The 16749-nt window shown below is 62.7% G+C and carries 16 protein-coding genes; 7 read left to right on the plus strand and 9 right to left on the minus strand.

Features of this window, described 5'->3' with window-relative positions:
- Positions 1-127 precede the first annotated feature (127 nt).
- Positions 128-2365 (plus strand): NADP-dependent isocitrate dehydrogenase, encoded by a 2238-nt coding sequence (locus tag PTE30175_RS25000; protein ID WP_150699771.1) that lies wholly within the window; start codon positions 128-130, stop codon positions 2363-2365.
- Positions 2366-2469: 104 nt separating this feature from the next.
- Here the strand turns inward: PTE30175_RS25000 and PTE30175_RS25005 are convergent, their stop codons facing one another.
- Both PTE30175_RS25005 and PTE30175_RS25010 read right to left on the minus strand, forming a co-directional pair.
- Positions 2470-2787 carry a hypothetical protein gene (locus tag PTE30175_RS25005; RefSeq protein WP_150699772.1) on the minus strand — a complete coding sequence of 106 codons (318 nt, stop codon included), beginning with the start codon at positions 2785-2787 and terminating at the stop codon, positions 2470-2472.
- Positions 2788-2948: 161 nt separating this feature from the next.
- Positions 2949-3698, minus strand: a complete 750-nt coding sequence (locus tag PTE30175_RS25010) for a helix-turn-helix domain-containing protein (RefSeq protein ID WP_191629207.1) — start codon at positions 3696-3698, stop codon at positions 2949-2951.
- 250 nt (positions 3699-3948) lie between these two features.
- Between PTE30175_RS25010 and PTE30175_RS25015 the strand changes: the two genes are divergently transcribed.
- The 3 genes from PTE30175_RS25015 to PTE30175_RS25025 all read left to right on the plus strand — a co-directional run bounded on the left by PTE30175_RS25015 (position 3949) and on the right by PTE30175_RS25025 (position 8117).
- On the plus strand, positions 3949-5667 hold the full coding sequence (locus PTE30175_RS25015) for an N-acyl-D-amino-acid deacylase family protein (RefSeq protein ID WP_150699774.1): 1719 nt from the start codon (positions 3949-3951) through the stop codon (positions 5665-5667).
- A gap of 97 nt (positions 5668-5764) precedes the next feature.
- Positions 5765-6736 carry a Rieske 2Fe-2S domain-containing protein gene (locus PTE30175_RS25020; protein WP_150699775.1) on the plus strand — a complete coding sequence of 324 codons (972 nt, stop codon included), beginning with the start codon at positions 5765-5767 and terminating at the stop codon, positions 6734-6736.
- A gap of 13 nt (positions 6737-6749) precedes the next feature.
- Positions 6750-8117: a DUF1329 domain-containing protein gene (locus PTE30175_RS25025; protein WP_150699776.1), complete on the plus strand. Its 1368-nt coding sequence runs from the start codon at positions 6750-6752 to the stop codon at positions 8115-8117.
- A gap of 266 nt (positions 8118-8383) precedes the next feature.
- On the opposite strand, the gene PTE30175_RS25030 is transcribed toward PTE30175_RS25025, so the two are convergent.
- On the minus strand, positions 8384-8863 hold the full coding sequence (locus tag PTE30175_RS25030) for a hypothetical protein (RefSeq protein WP_150699777.1): 480 nt from the start codon (positions 8861-8863) through the stop codon (positions 8384-8386).
- A gap of 534 nt (positions 8864-9397) precedes the next feature.
- Between PTE30175_RS25030 and PTE30175_RS25035 the strand changes: the two genes are divergently transcribed.
- Positions 9398-9751, plus strand: coding sequence for a DOPA 4,5-dioxygenase family protein (locus tag PTE30175_RS25035; protein ID WP_150699778.1), 354 nt, complete (start codon positions 9398-9400; stop codon positions 9749-9751).
- 113 nt (positions 9752-9864) lie between these two features.
- The gene (locus PTE30175_RS25040; protein ID WP_150699779.1) at positions 9865-10347 is read left to right on the plus strand and encodes a nuclear transport factor 2 family protein; all 483 of its coding nucleotides are present in this window, start codon (positions 9865-9867) and stop codon (positions 10345-10347) included.
- A gap of 28 nt (positions 10348-10375) precedes the next feature.
- On the opposite strand, the gene PTE30175_RS25045 is transcribed toward PTE30175_RS25040, so the two are convergent.
- The 3 genes from PTE30175_RS25045 to PTE30175_RS25055 form a co-directional block, all read right to left on the minus strand.
- A complete protein-coding gene (locus tag PTE30175_RS25045; protein ID WP_150699780.1) occupies positions 10376-10756 on the minus strand; it encodes a DUF427 domain-containing protein in 381 nt (126 codons plus the stop codon).
- Between the two features lie 18 nt (positions 10757-10774).
- Entirely contained in the window at positions 10775-11791 is a 1017-nt protein-coding gene (locus PTE30175_RS25050; protein WP_150699781.1) for an aldose epimerase family protein, read from the minus strand.
- A 107-nt stretch (positions 11792-11898) separates the two neighbouring features.
- Entirely contained in the window at positions 11899-12816 is a 918-nt protein-coding gene (locus PTE30175_RS25055) for a MurR/RpiR family transcriptional regulator (RefSeq protein WP_150699782.1), read from the minus strand.
- 331 nt (positions 12817-13147) lie between these two features.
- On the opposite strand from PTE30175_RS25055, the gene ggt reads away from it, so the two are divergent.
- On the plus strand, positions 13148-14899 hold the full coding sequence (ggt, locus tag PTE30175_RS25060) for a gamma-glutamyltransferase (protein ID WP_150699783.1): 1752 nt from the start codon (positions 13148-13150) through the stop codon (positions 14897-14899).
- Positions 14900-14948: 49 nt separating this feature from the next.
- Here the strand turns inward: ggt and PTE30175_RS25065 are convergent, their stop codons facing one another.
- The 3 genes from PTE30175_RS25065 to PTE30175_RS29305 form a co-directional block, all read right to left on the minus strand.
- Positions 14949-15233: a hypothetical protein gene (locus tag PTE30175_RS25065; RefSeq protein WP_150699784.1), complete on the minus strand. Its 285-nt coding sequence runs from the start codon at positions 15231-15233 to the stop codon at positions 14949-14951.
- A gap of 10 nt (positions 15234-15243) precedes the next feature.
- Positions 15244-16518, minus strand: a complete 1275-nt coding sequence (locus tag PTE30175_RS25070; RefSeq protein ID WP_150699785.1) for a sensor domain-containing phosphodiesterase — start codon at positions 16516-16518, stop codon at positions 15244-15246.
- Between the two features lie 169 nt (positions 16519-16687).
- On the minus strand, positions 16688-16749 hold a 62-nt coding region (locus PTE30175_RS29305), incomplete at its 5' end, for a 4Fe-4S dicluster domain-containing protein (protein WP_150699790.1).

A 16749-nucleotide genomic window follows, 5' to 3' on the forward strand; every position in this document is an offset into this window, starting at 1 on the left:
AAAAATGCAAAAAGCCTGCAGGGTTCAGCTTTCCGACCCCGAAATCAGGCAAAATTCGCTTGTTACCGCCGGGCTGCGACCCAGCCGGCGGCGTTTACCGTCCTATTTCTTGATCTTGAGTTAAGCAATGAGCACCAAGCAGCCGACTATCATCTACACCCTGACCGACGAAGCGCCGCTTCTGGCGACGAGCGCATTCCTGCCCATCATCCGCACGTTCACCGCGCCGGCAGGCATCGACGTCACCACCAGCGACATCTCGGTGGCCGGACGCATCCTGGGCGAATTCCCGGAATTCCTCACGGAAGCGCAACGGGTGCCCGACAATCTGGCCGAACTCGGTCGTCTGACGCTGCTGCCTGACACCAACATCATCAAGCTGCCCAATATCAGTGCCTCCGTGCATCAGCTGGTCAGCGCGATCAAGGAACTCCAGGGCAAGGGCTACAAGGTGCCTGACTTCCCGGAAGATCCGAAGACGGATGCCGAGAAGGCCATTCGCCAACGCTATTCCAAGTGCCTGGGCAGTGCCGTGAACCCGGTGCTGCGCGAAGGCAACTCGGATCGCCGCGCGCCCGCCGCCGTGAAGAACTACGCCCGCAAGAACCCGCACAGCATGGGCGAGTGGAGCATGGCTTCGCGCACCCACGTGGCGCACATGAAGCACGGCGACTTCTACCACGGTGAAAAGTCCATGACGCTGGACCGCGCCCGTGACGTGAAGATGGAACTGCTGACCAAGAGCGGCAAGACCGTCGTGCTCAAACCGAAGGTCGCGCTGCAAGACGGCGAAATCATCGACAGCATGTTCATGAGCAAGAAGGCGCTGTGCGACTTCTACGAAGAACAAATGGAAGACGCGCGCAAGACCGGCGTGATGCTGTCGCTGCACGTGAAGGCCACGATGATGAAGGTCTCGCACCCGATCGTGTTCGGCCACGCCGTGAAGATTTTCTACAAGGAAGCCTTCGAGAAGCACGGTAAGCTGTTTGACGAACTGGGCGTGAACGTCAACAACGGTCTGGTCAATCTGTACGACAAGCTGGAATCGCTGCCGAGCTCGAAGCGCGAAGAAATCATCCGCGACATGCACGCCTGCCATGAGCATCGCCCGGAACTGGCGATGGTGGACTCGGCCAAGGGCATCTCCAACCTGCATGCGCCGAACGACGTGATCGTGGACGCCTCGATGCCGGCCATGATCCGCATCGGCGGCAAGATGTGGGGCGCCGACGGCCGTCCGAAGGACACCAAGGCCGTGATCCCGGAGAGCACGTTTGCGCGCATCTATCAGGAGATGATCAACTTCTGCAAGACCAACGGCAACTTCGATCCGGTCACCATGGGCACCGTGCCCAACGTCGGGCTGATGGCGCAGCAGGCCGAAGAATACGGCTCGCACGACAAGACGTTTGAAGTGCCGGAAGCCGGCGAAGCCCGCATCGTCGACATCGCCACCGGCGAAGTCCTGCTGGTGCAAAACGTGGAAGAGGGTGACATCTGGCGCATGTGCCAGGTCAAGGACGCGCCGATCCGCGACTGGGTCAAGCTGGCCGTTACCCGCGCGCGCAACTCGGGCATGCCGGCCCTGTTCTGGCTGGATCCGTATCGTCCGCACGAAGCCGAGCTGATCAAGAAGGTCGAGACCTACCTCAAGGACCACGACACGAACGGCCTGGACATCCAGATCATGTCGCAAGTGCGCGCCATGCGTTATACGCTGGAGCGCGTCATTCGTGGCCTGGACACCATTTCGGTCACGGGCAACATCCTGCGCGACTACCTGACCGATCTGTTCCCGATCATGGAACTGGGCACCAGCGCCAAGATGCTCTCCATCGTTCCGTTGATGGCCGGCGGCGGCATGTACGAAACCGGCGCGGGCGGATCGGCACCCAAGCACGTCAAGCAGTTGGTCGAAGAAAACCATCTGCGCTGGGATTCGCTGGGTGAGTTCCTGGCACTGGCCGTGTCGCTGGAAGAGCTGGGCATCAAGACCGGCAACACCCGCGCCAAGATCCTGGCCAAGGCGCTGGATGCCGCCACTGGCAAGCTGCTGGAAAACAACAAGAATCCGTCGCCCAAGACCGGGCAACTGGACAACCGCGGCAGCCAGTTCTACCTGGCCATGTACTGGGCCCAGGAATTGGCGGCGCAAACCGAAGATGCAGGCCTGGCCGAACAGTTCGCGCCGCTGGCCAAGCAGCTGACCGATAACGAGCAGACCATCGTTGCCGAGCTGTCGGCCGTGCAAGGCAAGGCAGCGGATATCGGCGGCTACTACAAGCCCGACTTCGAGAAGCTGGACGCCGTGATGCGTCCGAGCAAAACGCTCAACGCAGCGTTGGCTGCCGCTCGCGGGTAAGTTGAAGGGCGGCCGGACTGCCAGCAGCGCCTGCAGTCCGGCCGATCCCGGCGCCATCCGGCAGTGACCGGATGACACGACGCGATGTCCTTAGCGTCGGGCATTCACCGCTTCGGTCCCTTCATCCCCTCGGATTCGAGGGCAGCGTTGCGCTCCTCGCTCGCTTCGATGGGGTCCATGTCATCTTCGATGGCCGTCTCGGCGCGTTCCACCGCCGCTCTCATTTCGTCTGCGGTCGGGTCGGCTTCGGTGTCATCGTCGCTGGGGGGATCCAGCATGTCCTTGAGCATGGCCGCCAACTCCGGTGTATCCCACGCCTCGCCACGCTGTTTCTTCTTTTTTATGTAGTGTCTGACTTCGGCGTCTTGCTCCGCCGTCAAGGGCAGCCCACGGAAGGTGTGTTGAGGGTCAGTGTCTGGCATGATCTTCCTCCGGGGGTCTTCTCGCCTTGAGTGTAGCGCGATTGCGGCCGGGCGGGCATATTCGCGGCCCCGGGCGTCGGGAAATCAACGGCGGTGGCCGGGTAGCGTTCAACCGGCGCGATCACACGCCCTTGGTGGCGACCGCCTGACCCATGGTGCGCTCAACCCGTGCTGTCGCCGTCGGCCAACAGATCGACAGCATGCGTCGAAATCAGCACCCAGTACCACGCCTTCGGATCGGCCGACGCATGCCGGTCGGCTTCGCCGAGCAGGCGGATATTTCGTCGCCAGTCGCGGATCATGTCGTCCAGACGCGCGAGCGAGGCCTTCGATACCTTGACCATCTCCGAGCCCCACGGCACTTCGGGTTGCAATGCCATGCTCTCCGCGCCGGTGCGGATCCAGTGCGCGAATTGTGCCCGCATCGGCCCGTCGCGGCGCCATTCGACATCGCGCACCGTGCGCAGGCGCACATTGTTGCCGGGCAGCAACTCGATCAGGCCCAGCCGATCCAGGCGCGCCAGGCAGGCGATGAGGGTGGCGTCGTCGAGCATCTGCTCGCGGCGCAGTTCCTCAGGCGACCAGCCGCGCAGGATCGTGGTGAACACGAATGCGAGATTCCGTTCCTGCGAGAGCGCCTGTTCCTGCTCCACACTGAGCTGACGCAGCCGTGCGTCGGCACTTTGTGCCGCGAACTCGATCAGTTCGACCAGGCTCACGTCGACAAATGCGCAAAGATCCTCGAGCCGTTCCAGCGTCAGGCCCTGGCCCGCGAGCCAGCGCTTGATGGTCGGCTCGCTCACGCCCAGCGTGCGCGCAATCTCGCGATACCCGATGCCCTTGGCGCGCAGCAGGCGCTTGAGGCTGGCCACCAGCAGGGGCAATTGACGGTCGGTTGACTTGTTTGGCATGCGAGATGGGAGAGGCTCGGGGGAAGGTCCAAAAGACCCGCCAGATGATGCCGGCGAGCGCCGAATGCGAAAATTTGAGCGTTTCGGGATCATGACATGATCCTTTTTGGAAAGTCCACTGTGCCAAAAATCGGCGTCCTATGATGGCTTCGCACTCGTTGCAAGCAATCCCGCATCAGGATGAGACGCTGCATCGCCGGTCGCGCCGCGCTCGTCCACCTCCATAACACAGACGACAGGAGCGAGACACATGGCAGATTTGTTGATACGTGGCGGTACGGTGGTCGACGGCACGGGCGCGCCCGGCATGCGCGCGGACGTGCGCGTGCAGGGCGACGCCATCGCGGAGATCGGCCCGGACTTGCCGCACCGGGGCGAGCGCATCTTCGACGCGAGCGGCTGCGTCGTGACACCGGGCTTCATCGAATCGCACACACATTACGACGGCACCATGTGGTGGCAGCCCGATCTCGATCCGCTGCCGGGCTACGGCGTGACGACGTCGATCATGGGCAACTGCGGCTTCTCGGTTGCACCCGTCTCTGACGATGCCGCCGCGCGCATGGAGATGGTCAAGATCTTCTCGTTCTTCGAGGACATCCCGAGCGCGCCGTTCGTCACCTCGCTCAAGTGGGACTGGAAGACATGGTCGGAGTACAAGCAATCGATGGTGCGCAACGTGAAGGCGTCGGCGAACATCGCCACCTTCGTCGGCCACATCGCCCTGCGTCTTGCCGCAATGGGCATGCAGGCCTGGGAGCGCGCCGCGACGCCGCGGGAAATTGCACGCATGGCGAATCTGCTCGACGACGCGCTGCAAGCCGGTGCGCTCGGCCTTTCGTCGAACCTCAGCGATCACGACGGCGACGACCGCGCCGTGCCGTCGCTGCTTGCCGACGACGCCGAGTTTGCGGCGTTGATCGCCGTGCTCGAGCGTTATCCGGGCACATCGCTGCAGGTGATCGTCGACACGTTCATGCGCAAGACGGCACCGCAGGCGACCGATCGCATCGCGCGCCTGTGCGAAGGCCGCGCGATCCGGGTGCAGTGGGCCGGCGTGCCGACGCTGCAATTCCAGAAGGACATCCAGGGCCCGATGCTCGAACAGCACGAACGCTTCAAGCGCGAGGGGCGCGATTTCTGGACCGGCTTCACGCACGTGTCGCCAACGTACACATTGAGCGTCAACCATTCGCTGATTTTCGCGCAATCGAACGACTACGTGTGGCACGAGGTCGTGCTCGCCAAGACCGAAGCGGAGAAACTCGCGTTGCTGCGCGATCCCGAGTGGCGCGCCCGCGCACGGCATTCCTGGGATGTCGAGGCATGGCGCCACTCGCCGATGGCGCGGCCGGACGATCTGCACCTGCTCAACTCCGACAACGGCACCGGCCCGGTCAAGCTGAGCGTGGCGGCATACGCCAAACAGCTGGGTGTGCATCCGTCCGATGCCATGGCCGACTGGCTGATCGCCAACGGCTTGCAGTCGACCGTGCATCTCGCGCCGTTCGCGATCGACGAGGAGACCGTGGTGCGCCTGCTCAAGGATCCCTACACGGTCGGCAACATCAGCGATGCCGGCGCGCACGGCCAGATGCTGTGCGGCGGCGGCGAGAACGTGCTGCTGTTCACGCACTACGTGCAGGACACCGGCGCGCTCACGGTGGAAGAGGCCGTGCATGTCCAGACGGGCAAGCTTGCACGCCATTTCTCACTGCATGACCGTGGCGAGCTCAAGGTCGGCAAGCGCGCCGACATTACCGTGTTCTCGCTCGACGAGGTCCGCCATCGCGAGATGAAGAAGGTATTCGACGTGCCCGACGGAAAGGGTGGCCACACGTGGCGCTGGACGCGGGACGCCGCACCGGTGCGGCTCACGCTCGTCAACGGCACGCCAACCTTTGACGAAGGGCGCTTCACGCAGGCGTTCCCCGGGCGCGTGATCGGCCCGGTCGCCGAACCGGCCTGACCCATCGGCGACACCTCTCCCGCGGACGAACGGACGGCAGCGCCGATGCCGCGGCCGTCTCGTCCCGGGCCATCCATCACGACCGAGGAGCCATTGCATGTCGACAATCGAACCCATTCCGATGAAGTTCCGCGTGCCCGAGATCGCGTTTCCCATGGGCTGGTACCGCGTGGCGGACGCTGCCGAGATCGGCCACGACACCCTCAAGGCGGTCAGCTATCTGAACCAGCAACTGATCGTGTACCGGACGAAGTCCGGCGCGGCACAGGTGGCCGACGCCTATTGCCCGCACCTTGGCGCGCACCTCGCGTCGCACGACGGCTGCATCAAGGACGGCGCAATCGTTTGCCCGTTCCACAAGTGGTCCTGGGACGGCGCCAGCGGCCGGTGCGCCGGCATTCCGTACTCCGCTGTCCCGCCGCTGGAAGGGCTCACGCTCACGCTGTACCCGACGCGCGAAGTCGATGGCATGGTGCTGATGTGGTACCACCCGCAAGGCGCCGAGCCGGACTTCGAGCCGTATGCGAGCACGGCGCTGCAACGCGACGCGTGGATCCTGTTCGACAGCCACGCGTGGGTCAGCACGAGCCCGTACTGCGACATCTTCGAGAACCTGTTCGACACGGCGCATATCGTGCAACTGCACGGCGCCGGCAAGATGCCGGTGATGCGCACGATGGAGCCCATGCCGCATGGCCTGTATGTCGATTACGAGATGGATCCCGAGGCGGAGGAGTTCGGCATCGGCAAGCTCGAGATCAACTTCACGGGTGTGACAGCGATCCACCAACTGTTCGAAGGTCCGGGATGGGCGACGAACTTCATCATCGCCTCGACGCCGATCGACAACGAGCGCTTCATCCAGACGGTGCGCCTTTACGTCAAGGATCTGGGCTCGAGCCTGTTCAACGAACAGATCGGCCGTCCGTGGATCGAGCGCTTCAAGTACGAGGTCGAGCAGGACTTCAAGGTGCTCGATTACAAGAAGCATCTGCCGAAGCCGCGCCTGTGCGGCGGCGACGGACCGATCTACCAATACCGCGCGTACGCGAGCCGCTATTACGTGTGAGGGAGGGGGCAAAATGAAGCACCGCAAGGAAATCGGCATGGCGCTGACCGTGGCCGCCGCATGCATCCTGCCCGGATACTGGGCCCATGCCAAGGGATCGCCTCAGGAGGTGCAGTCGCTCGGCGCCGACCTGACCTGCATGGGCGCGGAGAAGGCCGGCAACAAGGACGGCTCGATTCCCGCCTTCAGCGGCAAATGGACCGGCGTGCCGCCGGGTGTCAAGTTCGAGTCCGGCCGCAATTACCCGGACCCGTACGCCACCGAGAAACCGCTGTTCGTGATTACCGCGAAGAACATGCAGCGGTACGCGAGCCGGTTGACGGAGGGGCAGGTCGAACTGCTGAAAAAATACCCGGAAACGTTCCAGATGGCCGTTTATCCCACGCATCGCGACTTCGGTTATTCAGAGGCCGCATGTGCCGCAGCAAGGGAGAATGCGGCCAAGGCCGAGCTCGAGGACGAGGGCGCGGGCCTCAAGGCGCTCAACGGCGCGCCGCCGTTCCCGATTCCGAAGAGCGGGCTGGAATTGCTCTGGAACCATCTGCTGGCGTCGACGGTGTACACCTACACGGCGACGCAGGACCAGGCAGTCGTGTATCCGAACGGGGACATCGCCTGGGGCAAGGTGCTCTTCGAGGTGTATTCCCCGGCGCTCGCGCCGAACGCGCACACGAATACCGACGGCATTTACGCCTACTTCAAGACGCAGACCTTACTGCCATTGCGGGACAAGGGGTCGATCATTGTTGGCAATGAGCAATACAACCACAAGCGCAATCCGCGCCTGGGCTACGTCTACAGTCCGGGCACACGCCGTGTTCGCCAATTGCCCGACTATGGCTTCGACATGCCGCAAGGCCCCGGAGGTTTTCGTACGATCGACGACGACCGGCTGTTCAATGGATCCCCTGAGCGTTACGACTGGAAAATCCTCGGCAAGAAGGAAATCTACGTGCCGTGGGACGGGTATCGGATCCAGCAGGCCAACGTAAAGTATGCGGACCTGCTCAAGCCGAATCACGTCAATCCGGAATACGTGCGCTACGAGCTGCGGCGCGTGTGGGTGCTCGAGGCGAAGCTCAAGCAGGGCTACCGGCATCAGTATGCGCGGCGCGTGATGTATCTCGACGAGGATAGCTGGAACGGCATGATGGCGGAGAACTACGACGCGCGCGGACAATTGTGGCGCTTCGCGATGATCAACTATCTCTATGCCTTCGATGCCGGTTCGTACATCAACTCGACGTCGATCTACTACGACTTCAATTCGGGCGTGTACATGACGGACAAGATGACCAACGAGCGGGCGCCGGTCATCAACGCGGGCGGCATGACGAAGGCGGCATTCACGCCGGACGCGGCGCGCATGAGCGGTTTGTAGCGCAATGGCGGGACCGCCCGCAGAGTTGGTGCGCGGGCGGCGCCGTCGAGGCCATGCGCGATCAGCCTGATGCGCGCGCAATTTCCGGATTTGGGTGAGGTTGTGATGATTCCTGACGCGGGGCACATGGTGCAGATGGAGCGCCCCGAGGCTGTCAACAGGCATCTGCTGCGATTCCTGGAATCGTTGAAGGCGGAGCTTTGAGTTGTGAAGCAACGGTGGCAACGTTTCGGCACGCTTGCGAAGACGCGCCGAAACGCGTGGGGTCAGCGTGAACCTGCGCCCGCGCCGACACCGACACCCACTCCGATGTTGCCGCCGGCGGCAGCACCCGGCGCGGTAACGACGCCGTTTAACGCACCTGCGGCACCCGTGCCGATGTTGCCGGCCGCACCGGCAGCATCACCGGCGGCGGTGCCGATCTTGCCCGTGGCGCCCTGTACTGCCCCCTGTGCCTGAGTCGCGGCGCCCCCGGCGGCATTGCCCACGGCATCGAGTGCGGCCTTGCCATGGGACTTGGTCTGCGCGCTACCTTCCGCGCCGACACGGCTACCACGTTGCTTTGCTTGCGCCGAGCCATTCGCGCTGCCATTCGCGTTGGCGCTTGCGCCCGTATCAGCGCCAACGCCGACTGTGGCCTTCGTGTTGAGGTCCGCGCCTACACCGACGGAACCGGCTGCCATGGCAGCCGACACGGCGGTACCCAGCAAACCAACAATCAGCATACGCTTTAGTAATGTGCTCATGAGGGGTTCTCCTGTAAAGTGAACATCCTTCCTGGAAGGCGGTTGCATTGTAGGCATGGCTTGCAGGACTCCGACGCGAGGGATGTAACGATCTGTAAAACGCACCCGCCAAACCATCTCCGCACGACGCAGCGCACACGCCTGCCGTGCCGGGGCCATTTTTCGGCACCTACGCGCTACGCGTACATGCCGAGAATGCGATCTCTGTTACAAACCTTGGCATTTGCATACGAAATGCATGCGGCGCTATCAAGACTCAATAGCGCTGCGCATCGCTTGTCGGCGCCCCCAGCCGCTGCGTCGCGATTGCGCTGTTCACCGACATTCATTCGTCGAGGCGCCGGCTCCGGCAGTGCCTGCTAAACTCGCAGTGACTCACAACTCAAGATGAGCAGGTCATGGATGCGCTCAGAAAATTTGGGCATAGCGCAAAGCGCACCGGCGGTTGACGCAACCAAGGCGCAGCTGCGAGAAGACGTTGCCGGCGAATCTATATCGGCCGGAGGATTTCAGGTGGTCAACAAGGGGTAAGCGATGGCGTATCTGGAAGTACCGGCTGTCACCAGTTGGCATGCCCATGTGTATTTCGATGCATCCAGCCGCGATGCCGCGTTTGCGTTTCGCGAGCAGGTGACGGCCCTGTTTGTCGATATCGCGCAGATCGGGCGGTTTCATGAGCGTCCCGTCGGTCCCCATCCGATGTGGAGCTACCAGATTGCGTTCGCGCCAACGCATTTCGCGACGATCGTGCCATGGCTGACGCTCAATCACGGTTCGCTCGACGTTTTCCTGCATCCCAATACCGACGATGCCTTGCGGGACCACCGGGATTGTGCGGTCTGGCTTGGCCATAGCCATCAACTGAATCTGGGGGCGCTCGGCGGCTGACGCAGAAACGGCCCCCGCTGGTTTTGGGATGCAGAGGTGGCAAACACGCGAAGGAAGGATCATACTTCTGGCGTAATGTCGTCCTCTCACCGCCTGACTGGAGAAGTGCCGCCATGAAGCTGACCACCATTGCCGCCCTTGCGTTCGTGCTCGCCGGATGCGCCATGAACCAAGGCATGTCGACCAACGCGCCGGCAGCGCGCGCGGAAAGCTGCAAAGCCACATCAGATAAAGAAATCGCGGCGTTGTTCGATCGATGGAATCAGTCGTTGCAAACCGGCGATCCCCACAAGGTGACCGCCAACTATGCGGAGCGGTCAATTCTTCTGGCGACGGTATCCAATCAGCCGCGCTTGACAGTCGCAGAGAAAGAGGACTACTTCCATCATTTTCTGCAGGACCGGCCGTCCGGAAAAATCGACTTCCGCTTCATTGAGCTTGGGTGCAATTCTGCTTTGGATGCTGGCGTTTACACGTTCACCTTCGCAAAAAACGGCGCAGTTGTTCAGGCCCGCTACAGCTACACCTATCGCTGGGACGGGACGCAATGGCTGATTACAAGTCATCACTCGTCGGCCATGCCAGAGAAGAAGTAACGGCGAAGCACCATCGCGGCGACTGGCCTTAATCGCCGGTCGTCGAGATGGCGTCGACACGATCGGGATAGAACGCCAGGTAGCCCTTGATCTTTGCAACCGCCTCATACGGATTCTCATACGTCCAGACGGCATTCGTGGCCCGTTCTCCGGCGGCCGGGATGCTGAAATACGCGCAATCGCCCTTGAATGGACAATAGGTGCGATGTTCCGTGCGCTGGAGTCGCGTCATATCGACATCGGCACGCGGAATGTAGAGCACCGCCGGATACGAAGCCTCGTGCAGTGACAGCGCGGCGCGCGTGTCGGCGATGGTGCGCCCTGCGACCGATACCGTGACGCGGCCGCGATACGGCTCGATAACGATAGGATGGTCCGTGCCCGGAATTTGCATCGAAGGACGAGTCATGGCGGCAATCCTCGCAATCTAAGACGGCATCGAAGGGAACTGCCTGCCCATCATAGCCGTAACCCGTCCCGTCCGTGTAAGACCGAAGTGGGTGGCATCCATCGCGGATCCGGGTGACCCCGTAATGTCGCGCTCACGGTCGAAACGCACGCCAATCCGGCAGAGGGCCGTTTCGCTTGCGCCCGGCGCAAGCCAACGCAGTCCGTTGCCGTGATGAATCGCATCGGGCACGCCAAGCCAGGGCTCGACACAATAGAAGTCGGCGTCGGCCCGTTCGGTCCATGTGACAAGCGCGAACCAAGGGGTGCCGCCGTGCCGCAGATCGAACGAGATCTCCCGTCCGAGCGACGGCGTCGTCAACGTGGCGGAGGACGAAACGTCGAGCAGATGAATGCCGTCGTCCAGGCGCGGATCGTTGAGGCGATAGTGCTGCTCGCCACGTTCGGGCACGCTCAGCCTGCCGTCCGGCAAGTGGTATTGACGCCGGTTCGGCGGCAGCGTCAGTGTCGTTTCGGCGCGCAACGCATGCGGCAACTGAAAGTAGAAGTGATGGCCCGGGTAATACGGCAGTGGCTCCACGCCAGTATTGTGTGTCGTGGTCTCGACGCTGAGCGCATCGTCTTGCAGGCGATAGACGACCTCCAGACGGAACGCGAACGGGTAGGCGTCGCGCGTCTCGGCGTTATCTGCCAGCGTGAGGCAGAGTGTGCTGTCGTCGTCGAGCGTGTGCGAGAACATTGCGTTGCGCGCGAAGCCGTGCGTCGGCATCTTGCGAACGACGCCGCCAGCATCGCGCCACTGCCCGAGGCAACCGTCGACGCGATGACGGCCAACGAAGGGAAACAACAGGGGATTGCCGCCGCGAATCGCGGCCGGCTCGCGCCAATCCGCCGATTCAGGCCAGTGCAGGATGTCGTGTGAGTCAACGGTCCAGCGCATCAGGCGACCGCCCGCCGACGGCGCAACGGTAATCGACGCGTTGGTATTGCTGAGTTCGATGATGGATGGATTCCGGGGCAGATTCTGGGCGTGCATGGCGTGTGTCGGCGGACATGTGAGGTGTGGGGCGCCCGATCGTCGGGCGGACGGCAAGGCGTTCGGGATCAAGGCGGCGTAAGGGTTGAGGAAGCCTGCCGCGCAATTCAGATAAGGTCAAGGCGCTTGGCTTTCACATCCAGCCAAGGCGATTCGCCGTCAGGTAGCGCCGCATCGGACGCAGCGCAACGCATGCGAAGCGCCTCCAGTTTCTCGACACGCTGCCTTGCCTGCTCGGGCTGGCGATTTGCCAGCGATACGACCAGCGCCTCGCACAATGCCAATGCGGGGACTTTCGTGTCGATCACCGAGAATGCTTCTGCGTACGTGCGCAACACGACGTCGGCAAACGATCCGATGGGCGACGTCCATTCGTCGGTGATCAACACGACGCGGGTACCTTGCTGCTTTACCGCGTGTGCGAACTCGATGACGCTGCGCTGGTAACGCCGGAAATCAAAGACGACGAAGACATCTTCCGGGCCCATGTCGACCAGCGTATCGCCGGTGTGCGGCAACGCCGGGTCGATATGGCGCACGTGCGGCCGCACGTAGGCCATGCTGTAGGCCAGCGTCGACGCGAGAAACGCCGTATAGCGTCCGCCGCCGCAATAGATATGCGCGTGCGGATCCGCCAGCAGGTCCGCCGCATGCCCGAACGCCTCCGTGTCGAGTTTCGCGGCGGTGTTCTCGGTCGCTTTCGCAACGTGCAGCAGCGTGCGTTCAGGGCCGGCTTCGTGGCTCGTTTCCGAATGGAAGGCGCGCATGCGTGCCAGCGGCGTGTTCATCGCCATATCGATCTCGGCGAGCAAGGATTGCTGGAACGAGGCGTAGCCCTCGAAGCCGAGCTTGACGACAAAACGGAACACGGTCGGGTCGCTCACGCCTGCGTGACCCGCAACGTTTGAAATGGCGCTCAGGCCCAGGCTGGGATATTGGTCAAGCAAAACCTTGGCCACCTTCTGCTCCGAAGGCGTGAAGATTTCCATCTTCGCGAGTAGGACTTCCCTGATGCTTTGTGTCATCTGTTGCCTCGGTGCTGCAAGCCTGTAGTGGCGTGGCAAGGGGTGCAAACGCACGCTCGTTTATCGGACCTGTACCGCAGCTGTCCGGGCGCCCATCTTATGTCGAACTGGCCGTTGATGACAAAGGCTGCACCGGTCCACATAGCGCGTCGATGTAGTGATCACTACCAACAAATGCGAGATACCTTGACATTGGCTGAATATTGTCAGGGTTAACGTGCATTATTTCCAAAAAATTGCGCGTGATAGGATTCGACACGCCAAGAAATGTATTAAACATTACATTGAAGCGTTGCCCCCAATAATTCCTTTCCGGTCGGAGACAGTCATCATGAGGCGAATCCTTGTCCTCGCGCTTTTGTCGTCGTTGCAACTTCATGCGGCCGCCGCATCCCTGCCTGCGGTCGAAGCCAGGCACGGCATGGTCGTGACATCGCAAAGCCTGGCATCGGACATCGGCGTGCAGATCCTCAAGATGGGCGGCAACGCGGTGGATGCCGCCGTGGCTGTCGGCTACGCGCAGGCGGTCGTGAATCCGTGCTGCGGAAATATCGGTGGCGGCGGCTTCATGACGATTCACCTTGCCGACGGCCGCGACCGCTTCATCAACTTCCGCGAAACGGCGCCGGCCGCTGCATCGGCGGACATGTATCTCGATGCCAACGGCAACGTGAAAGCGAACGAGAGTCTGTACGGCTACCGGGCCGTCGGCGTGCCGGGCACGGTCGCCGGGCTTGATCTCGCGCTTCACAAGTACGGCAAACTCACGCGCGCGCAAGTGATGGCGCCCGCCATCAAATTGGCGCGCGACGGCTTCATCCTGACGCGCGCCGACACCGACATCCTGGATACGACGATCGAGCGTTTCCATAACGATCCGGAAGCCGCGCGCATTTTCCTGCGCCCCGACGGCAGTCCGTTGCAACCGGGCGACCGCCTGGTGCAGAAGGATCTGGCAAAGACGCTTGAAGACATCTCGCGCAAGGGGCCGGAGGCCTTCTACCATGGGCGCATTCCGGCGATCATCGAGGCCGCTTCGCGCAAGCAGGGCGGTCTGCTCACGGCCAAGGACTTCGCGTCGTATCGCGCCGACGATGTGGCGCCGCTCAGCTGCAACTATCGCGGCTATCAATTCATTTCCGCGCCGCCGCCGAGTTCGGGCGGTGTGGCGCTGTGCGAGACCCTCAATATTCTCGAGGGATACAACCTGCGCGCCATGGGCAATCGGTCGGCGGCGTCGATTCACGCCATGACCGAGGCGATGCGCCATGCGTATCTCGATCGCAACACGTTGCTCGGTGATCCGGCGTTCGTGGACAATCCGGTCGCGCGGCTGACGAGCAAGGAATACGCGGCGAGCATTCGTGAGGGCATCGAGGCCGACAAAGCCACGCCGTCGAAGAACTTGCAGGCGGCCCTGGCCTCGGGCGAGAAGCCGGAGACGACGCACTACTCGATCGTCGATCGGCACGGCAATGCGGTGTCCACGACCTATACGGTCAATGGGCGCTTCGGCGCCGTGGTAATCGCACCCGGCACGGGTTTCTTCCTGAATGACGAAATGGACGATTTCACCGTCAAGGTCGGCGCGCAGAATCTCTACGGGCTGGTGCAGGGCTCGCGCAACGCGATCGCGCCGGGCAAGCGTCCGCTGTCGTCGATGTCGCCGACGATCGTGACCAAGGATGGCAAGGTGTTCCTGGTGCTCGGCTCACCTGGCGGCTCGCGCATCATTACCATCACGCTGCAAACGGCGCTGAACATTATCGATTACGGGATGGCCCCGCAAGAGGCTGTGGATGCCCCGCGCATTCACCACCAGTGGTTGCCCGACGAAGTCTATTACGAAGCGCAGGGGCTCTCGCCGGATACGCTCGCGCGACTGCGGGAGATGGGACACAAGATGGTCGAACAAACGCCGTGGGGCGCGGCCGAGGTCGTGATGTTCGGCTTGCCGGGCACCGAGGCCGTCAGCCGCCAGAGTTCGGGCAACGACTCGTCTGTGTCGGGCAAGGTTCGTGCGGGTTTCATCTACGGCTCGAACGACCCGCGCCGCCCGGCGGGGACAGCAGCCGGTTATTGATCACGGCGCGCCGGGGACGGCATTCGCCAATGAAGCGGCGCGAGCCCGATTAGTCGCCGGAGAAGTTCTCGAAGAGACTGTCGAGGTCTTTTGCTTCTCCGGAAAGATTGTATTCGGCGCGTACCGCTTTGAGTACGGCGGCAATGTCTCGCTCGAAACCGGCGGCGTTGCCGAAATGCTTCATGTCCCAGTTGCAGCCGGTCTTGTCCGGTTCCTGCAGTTGCGGGCGAGGCACGCGGATTTTCACGCCGTCTTCCACCACTTCATGAATGCGATGGATGCGCCGGCTCACCTCGTCCTGCAACCGGGATGCATTGAGGAACTTGCGTGTCATGGAGGCCTCCTCATTGGCGCTGCACGGCCGTTTCCCGGTTGATGTCGACGCAGAGCACCTGCATGCCGCTCGCGGCAGGTACGGCAATCGAGGCTGTCACGCAAAGGTGCGCCTCATTGATCGACAGATAGGGCGGCGTGACGTGCGTGTGCCCCGGCGCGCGCATCGCTTCGATGAAATATGGGCGTCGTTCCCAACTCGCGCCTTCGGAATGCAGCAACGGACGGAACCGTTTGGCCCGCTGCGACGCGCGGCCGTGCGGCAGCACGTTGTCGCCGATCTGGCGGCCGGAGGCGTCGAGCAGGAAGCAACGCGCCGTCTCTGGCAGACCGAGCAGCGCGCGCGTCGCGTGCGCGATGTCCCGTCCTTTGCCGATCAGTGCACCGGCCTGTTCGAGCGCCGCGACATACGGCGCGAGACGCGCTTGCTGGATGCGTTCGCGCTCGGCGACCCGCAGCCGCAGTGCGGCGCACAGTTCGTCCATGCGCACGGCCGCGACCTGTGGCTGGACCGGCTCGACACCCGGGCCGGCAAAATACTGCCCCTGCACGAAATCGACGTTGCACTCAAGCGCGATGAGTGCCTCGCGATCGGTTGCAAGGCCGCCCATCAGCACAAGCTGTCCCGATTCGTGCAGCAGTGAAACGAGTCCGGGGAGCACGCGCTCGAGATGCGAATGCTCGCTCGCCTGCGCCAGGATGCCGCGGTCGAGCGTGACGATATCCGGATGCAGATGCCACACGCGGTCGATATTCGAATGCTTCGCGCCGAAGCCGCCAAGCGCGATCAGGAAGCCCGCGCGGCGCAGGCTGTCGACGATCATGGCGAAGCGCGGCGTCTCGCCGCCCGCCTGTTCCGGCACCTCGAGCACGACGCGATGCGGCGGCAGGCCAAGCGCCTTCAGGCTCGCGAGGAGGGCGTCGCCATACACGGTGTCCATCAGCGCCGCGGGGTGCAGGCTGAGGAAGAGCCATTCGTCATGGCTGGCGAACGCGTGAAAATTGCCCAGGTGCAGCGATTCGGCGAGCCGGCCGAGCTCGAGCAGATCGCCGCGCTGCGCGGCCTGCGTGAAGACTTCGTGCGACGGTACATGGCGGTCTTGCACGTCGCGCGCGCGCAGCGACGCGTGATAGCCGATCGCGCGCCGGTGGGACACCGAGAACACTGGCTGGAACACGCTGAATACGCTGTAGTCGCCGTATAGCACGGTGTGCCGTTTGCCGTCCTCGCCCGCAATCGGACGGGGAGGCTGGAAGCCAGGGGGATCGATGTCGATCATGCTCATGGTGTCAGGCAGGAAGGGCCCACAGTGTACCTACAGAATAGGTGAGCAAGAAGCGTGCTCAAGAAATTCGCTCGTTTGCCGCTGCGATCCGGCGAATCCTGTGAATTCGGCGCCGTTATGCACCGAAATGGTGTGGCGCGTGCAACGTTGCGGTGCGCGTCCTTTCCCCTTACATCCCCGGATAATTCGGCCCGCCACCGCCTTCGGGCACGACCCACACGATATTCTGCG

Source organism: Pandoraea terrae, from assembly GCF_902459695.1.
Lineage (GTDB): Bacteria > Pseudomonadota > Gammaproteobacteria > Burkholderiales > Burkholderiaceae > Pandoraea > Pandoraea terrae.

Excerpts from the sequence above, each read along its gene's own strand:
- PTE30175_RS25000 (WP_150699771.1), top strand. The coding sequence starts at position 128 with ATGAGCACCAAGCAGCCGACTATCATCTACACCCTGACCGACGAAGCG.
- PTE30175_RS25005 (WP_150699772.1), bottom strand. The coding sequence starts at position 2,787 with ATGCCAGACACTGACCCTCAACACACCTTCCGTGGGCTGCCCTTGACG.
- PTE30175_RS25010 (WP_191629207.1), bottom strand. The coding sequence starts at position 3,698 with ATGCCAAACAAGTCAACCGACCGTCAATTGCCCCTGCTGGTGGCCAGC.
- PTE30175_RS25015 (WP_150699774.1), top strand. The coding sequence starts at position 3,949 with ATGGCAGATTTGTTGATACGTGGCGGTACGGTGGTCGACGGCACGGGC.
- PTE30175_RS25020 (WP_150699775.1), top strand. The coding sequence starts at position 5,765 with ATGTCGACAATCGAACCCATTCCGATGAAGTTCCGCGTGCCCGAGATC.
- PTE30175_RS25025 (WP_150699776.1), top strand. The coding sequence starts at position 6,750 with ATGAAGCACCGCAAGGAAATCGGCATGGCGCTGACCGTGGCCGCCGCA.
- PTE30175_RS25030 (WP_150699777.1), bottom strand. The coding sequence starts at position 8,863 with ATGAGCACATTACTAAAGCGTATGCTGATTGTTGGTTTGCTGGGTACC.
- PTE30175_RS25035 (WP_150699778.1), top strand. The coding sequence starts at position 9,398 with ATGGCGTATCTGGAAGTACCGGCTGTCACCAGTTGGCATGCCCATGTG.
- PTE30175_RS25040 (WP_150699779.1), top strand. The coding sequence starts at position 9,865 with ATGAAGCTGACCACCATTGCCGCCCTTGCGTTCGTGCTCGCCGGATGC.
- PTE30175_RS25045 (WP_150699780.1), bottom strand. The coding sequence starts at position 10,756 with ATGACTCGTCCTTCGATGCAAATTCCGGGCACGGACCATCCTATCGTT.
- PTE30175_RS25050 (WP_150699781.1), bottom strand. The coding sequence starts at position 11,791 with ATGCACGCCCAGAATCTGCCCCGGAATCCATCCATCATCGAACTCAGC.
- PTE30175_RS25055 (WP_150699782.1), bottom strand. The coding sequence starts at position 12,816 with ATGACACAAAGCATCAGGGAAGTCCTACTCGCGAAGATGGAAATCTTC.
- ggt (WP_150699783.1), top strand. The coding sequence starts at position 13,148 with ATGAGGCGAATCCTTGTCCTCGCGCTTTTGTCGTCGTTGCAACTTCAT.
- PTE30175_RS25065 (WP_150699784.1), bottom strand. The coding sequence starts at position 15,233 with ATGACACGCAAGTTCCTCAATGCATCCCGGTTGCAGGACGAGGTGAGC.
- PTE30175_RS25070 (WP_150699785.1), bottom strand. The coding sequence starts at position 16,518 with ATGAGCATGATCGACATCGATCCCCCTGGCTTCCAGCCTCCCCGTCCG.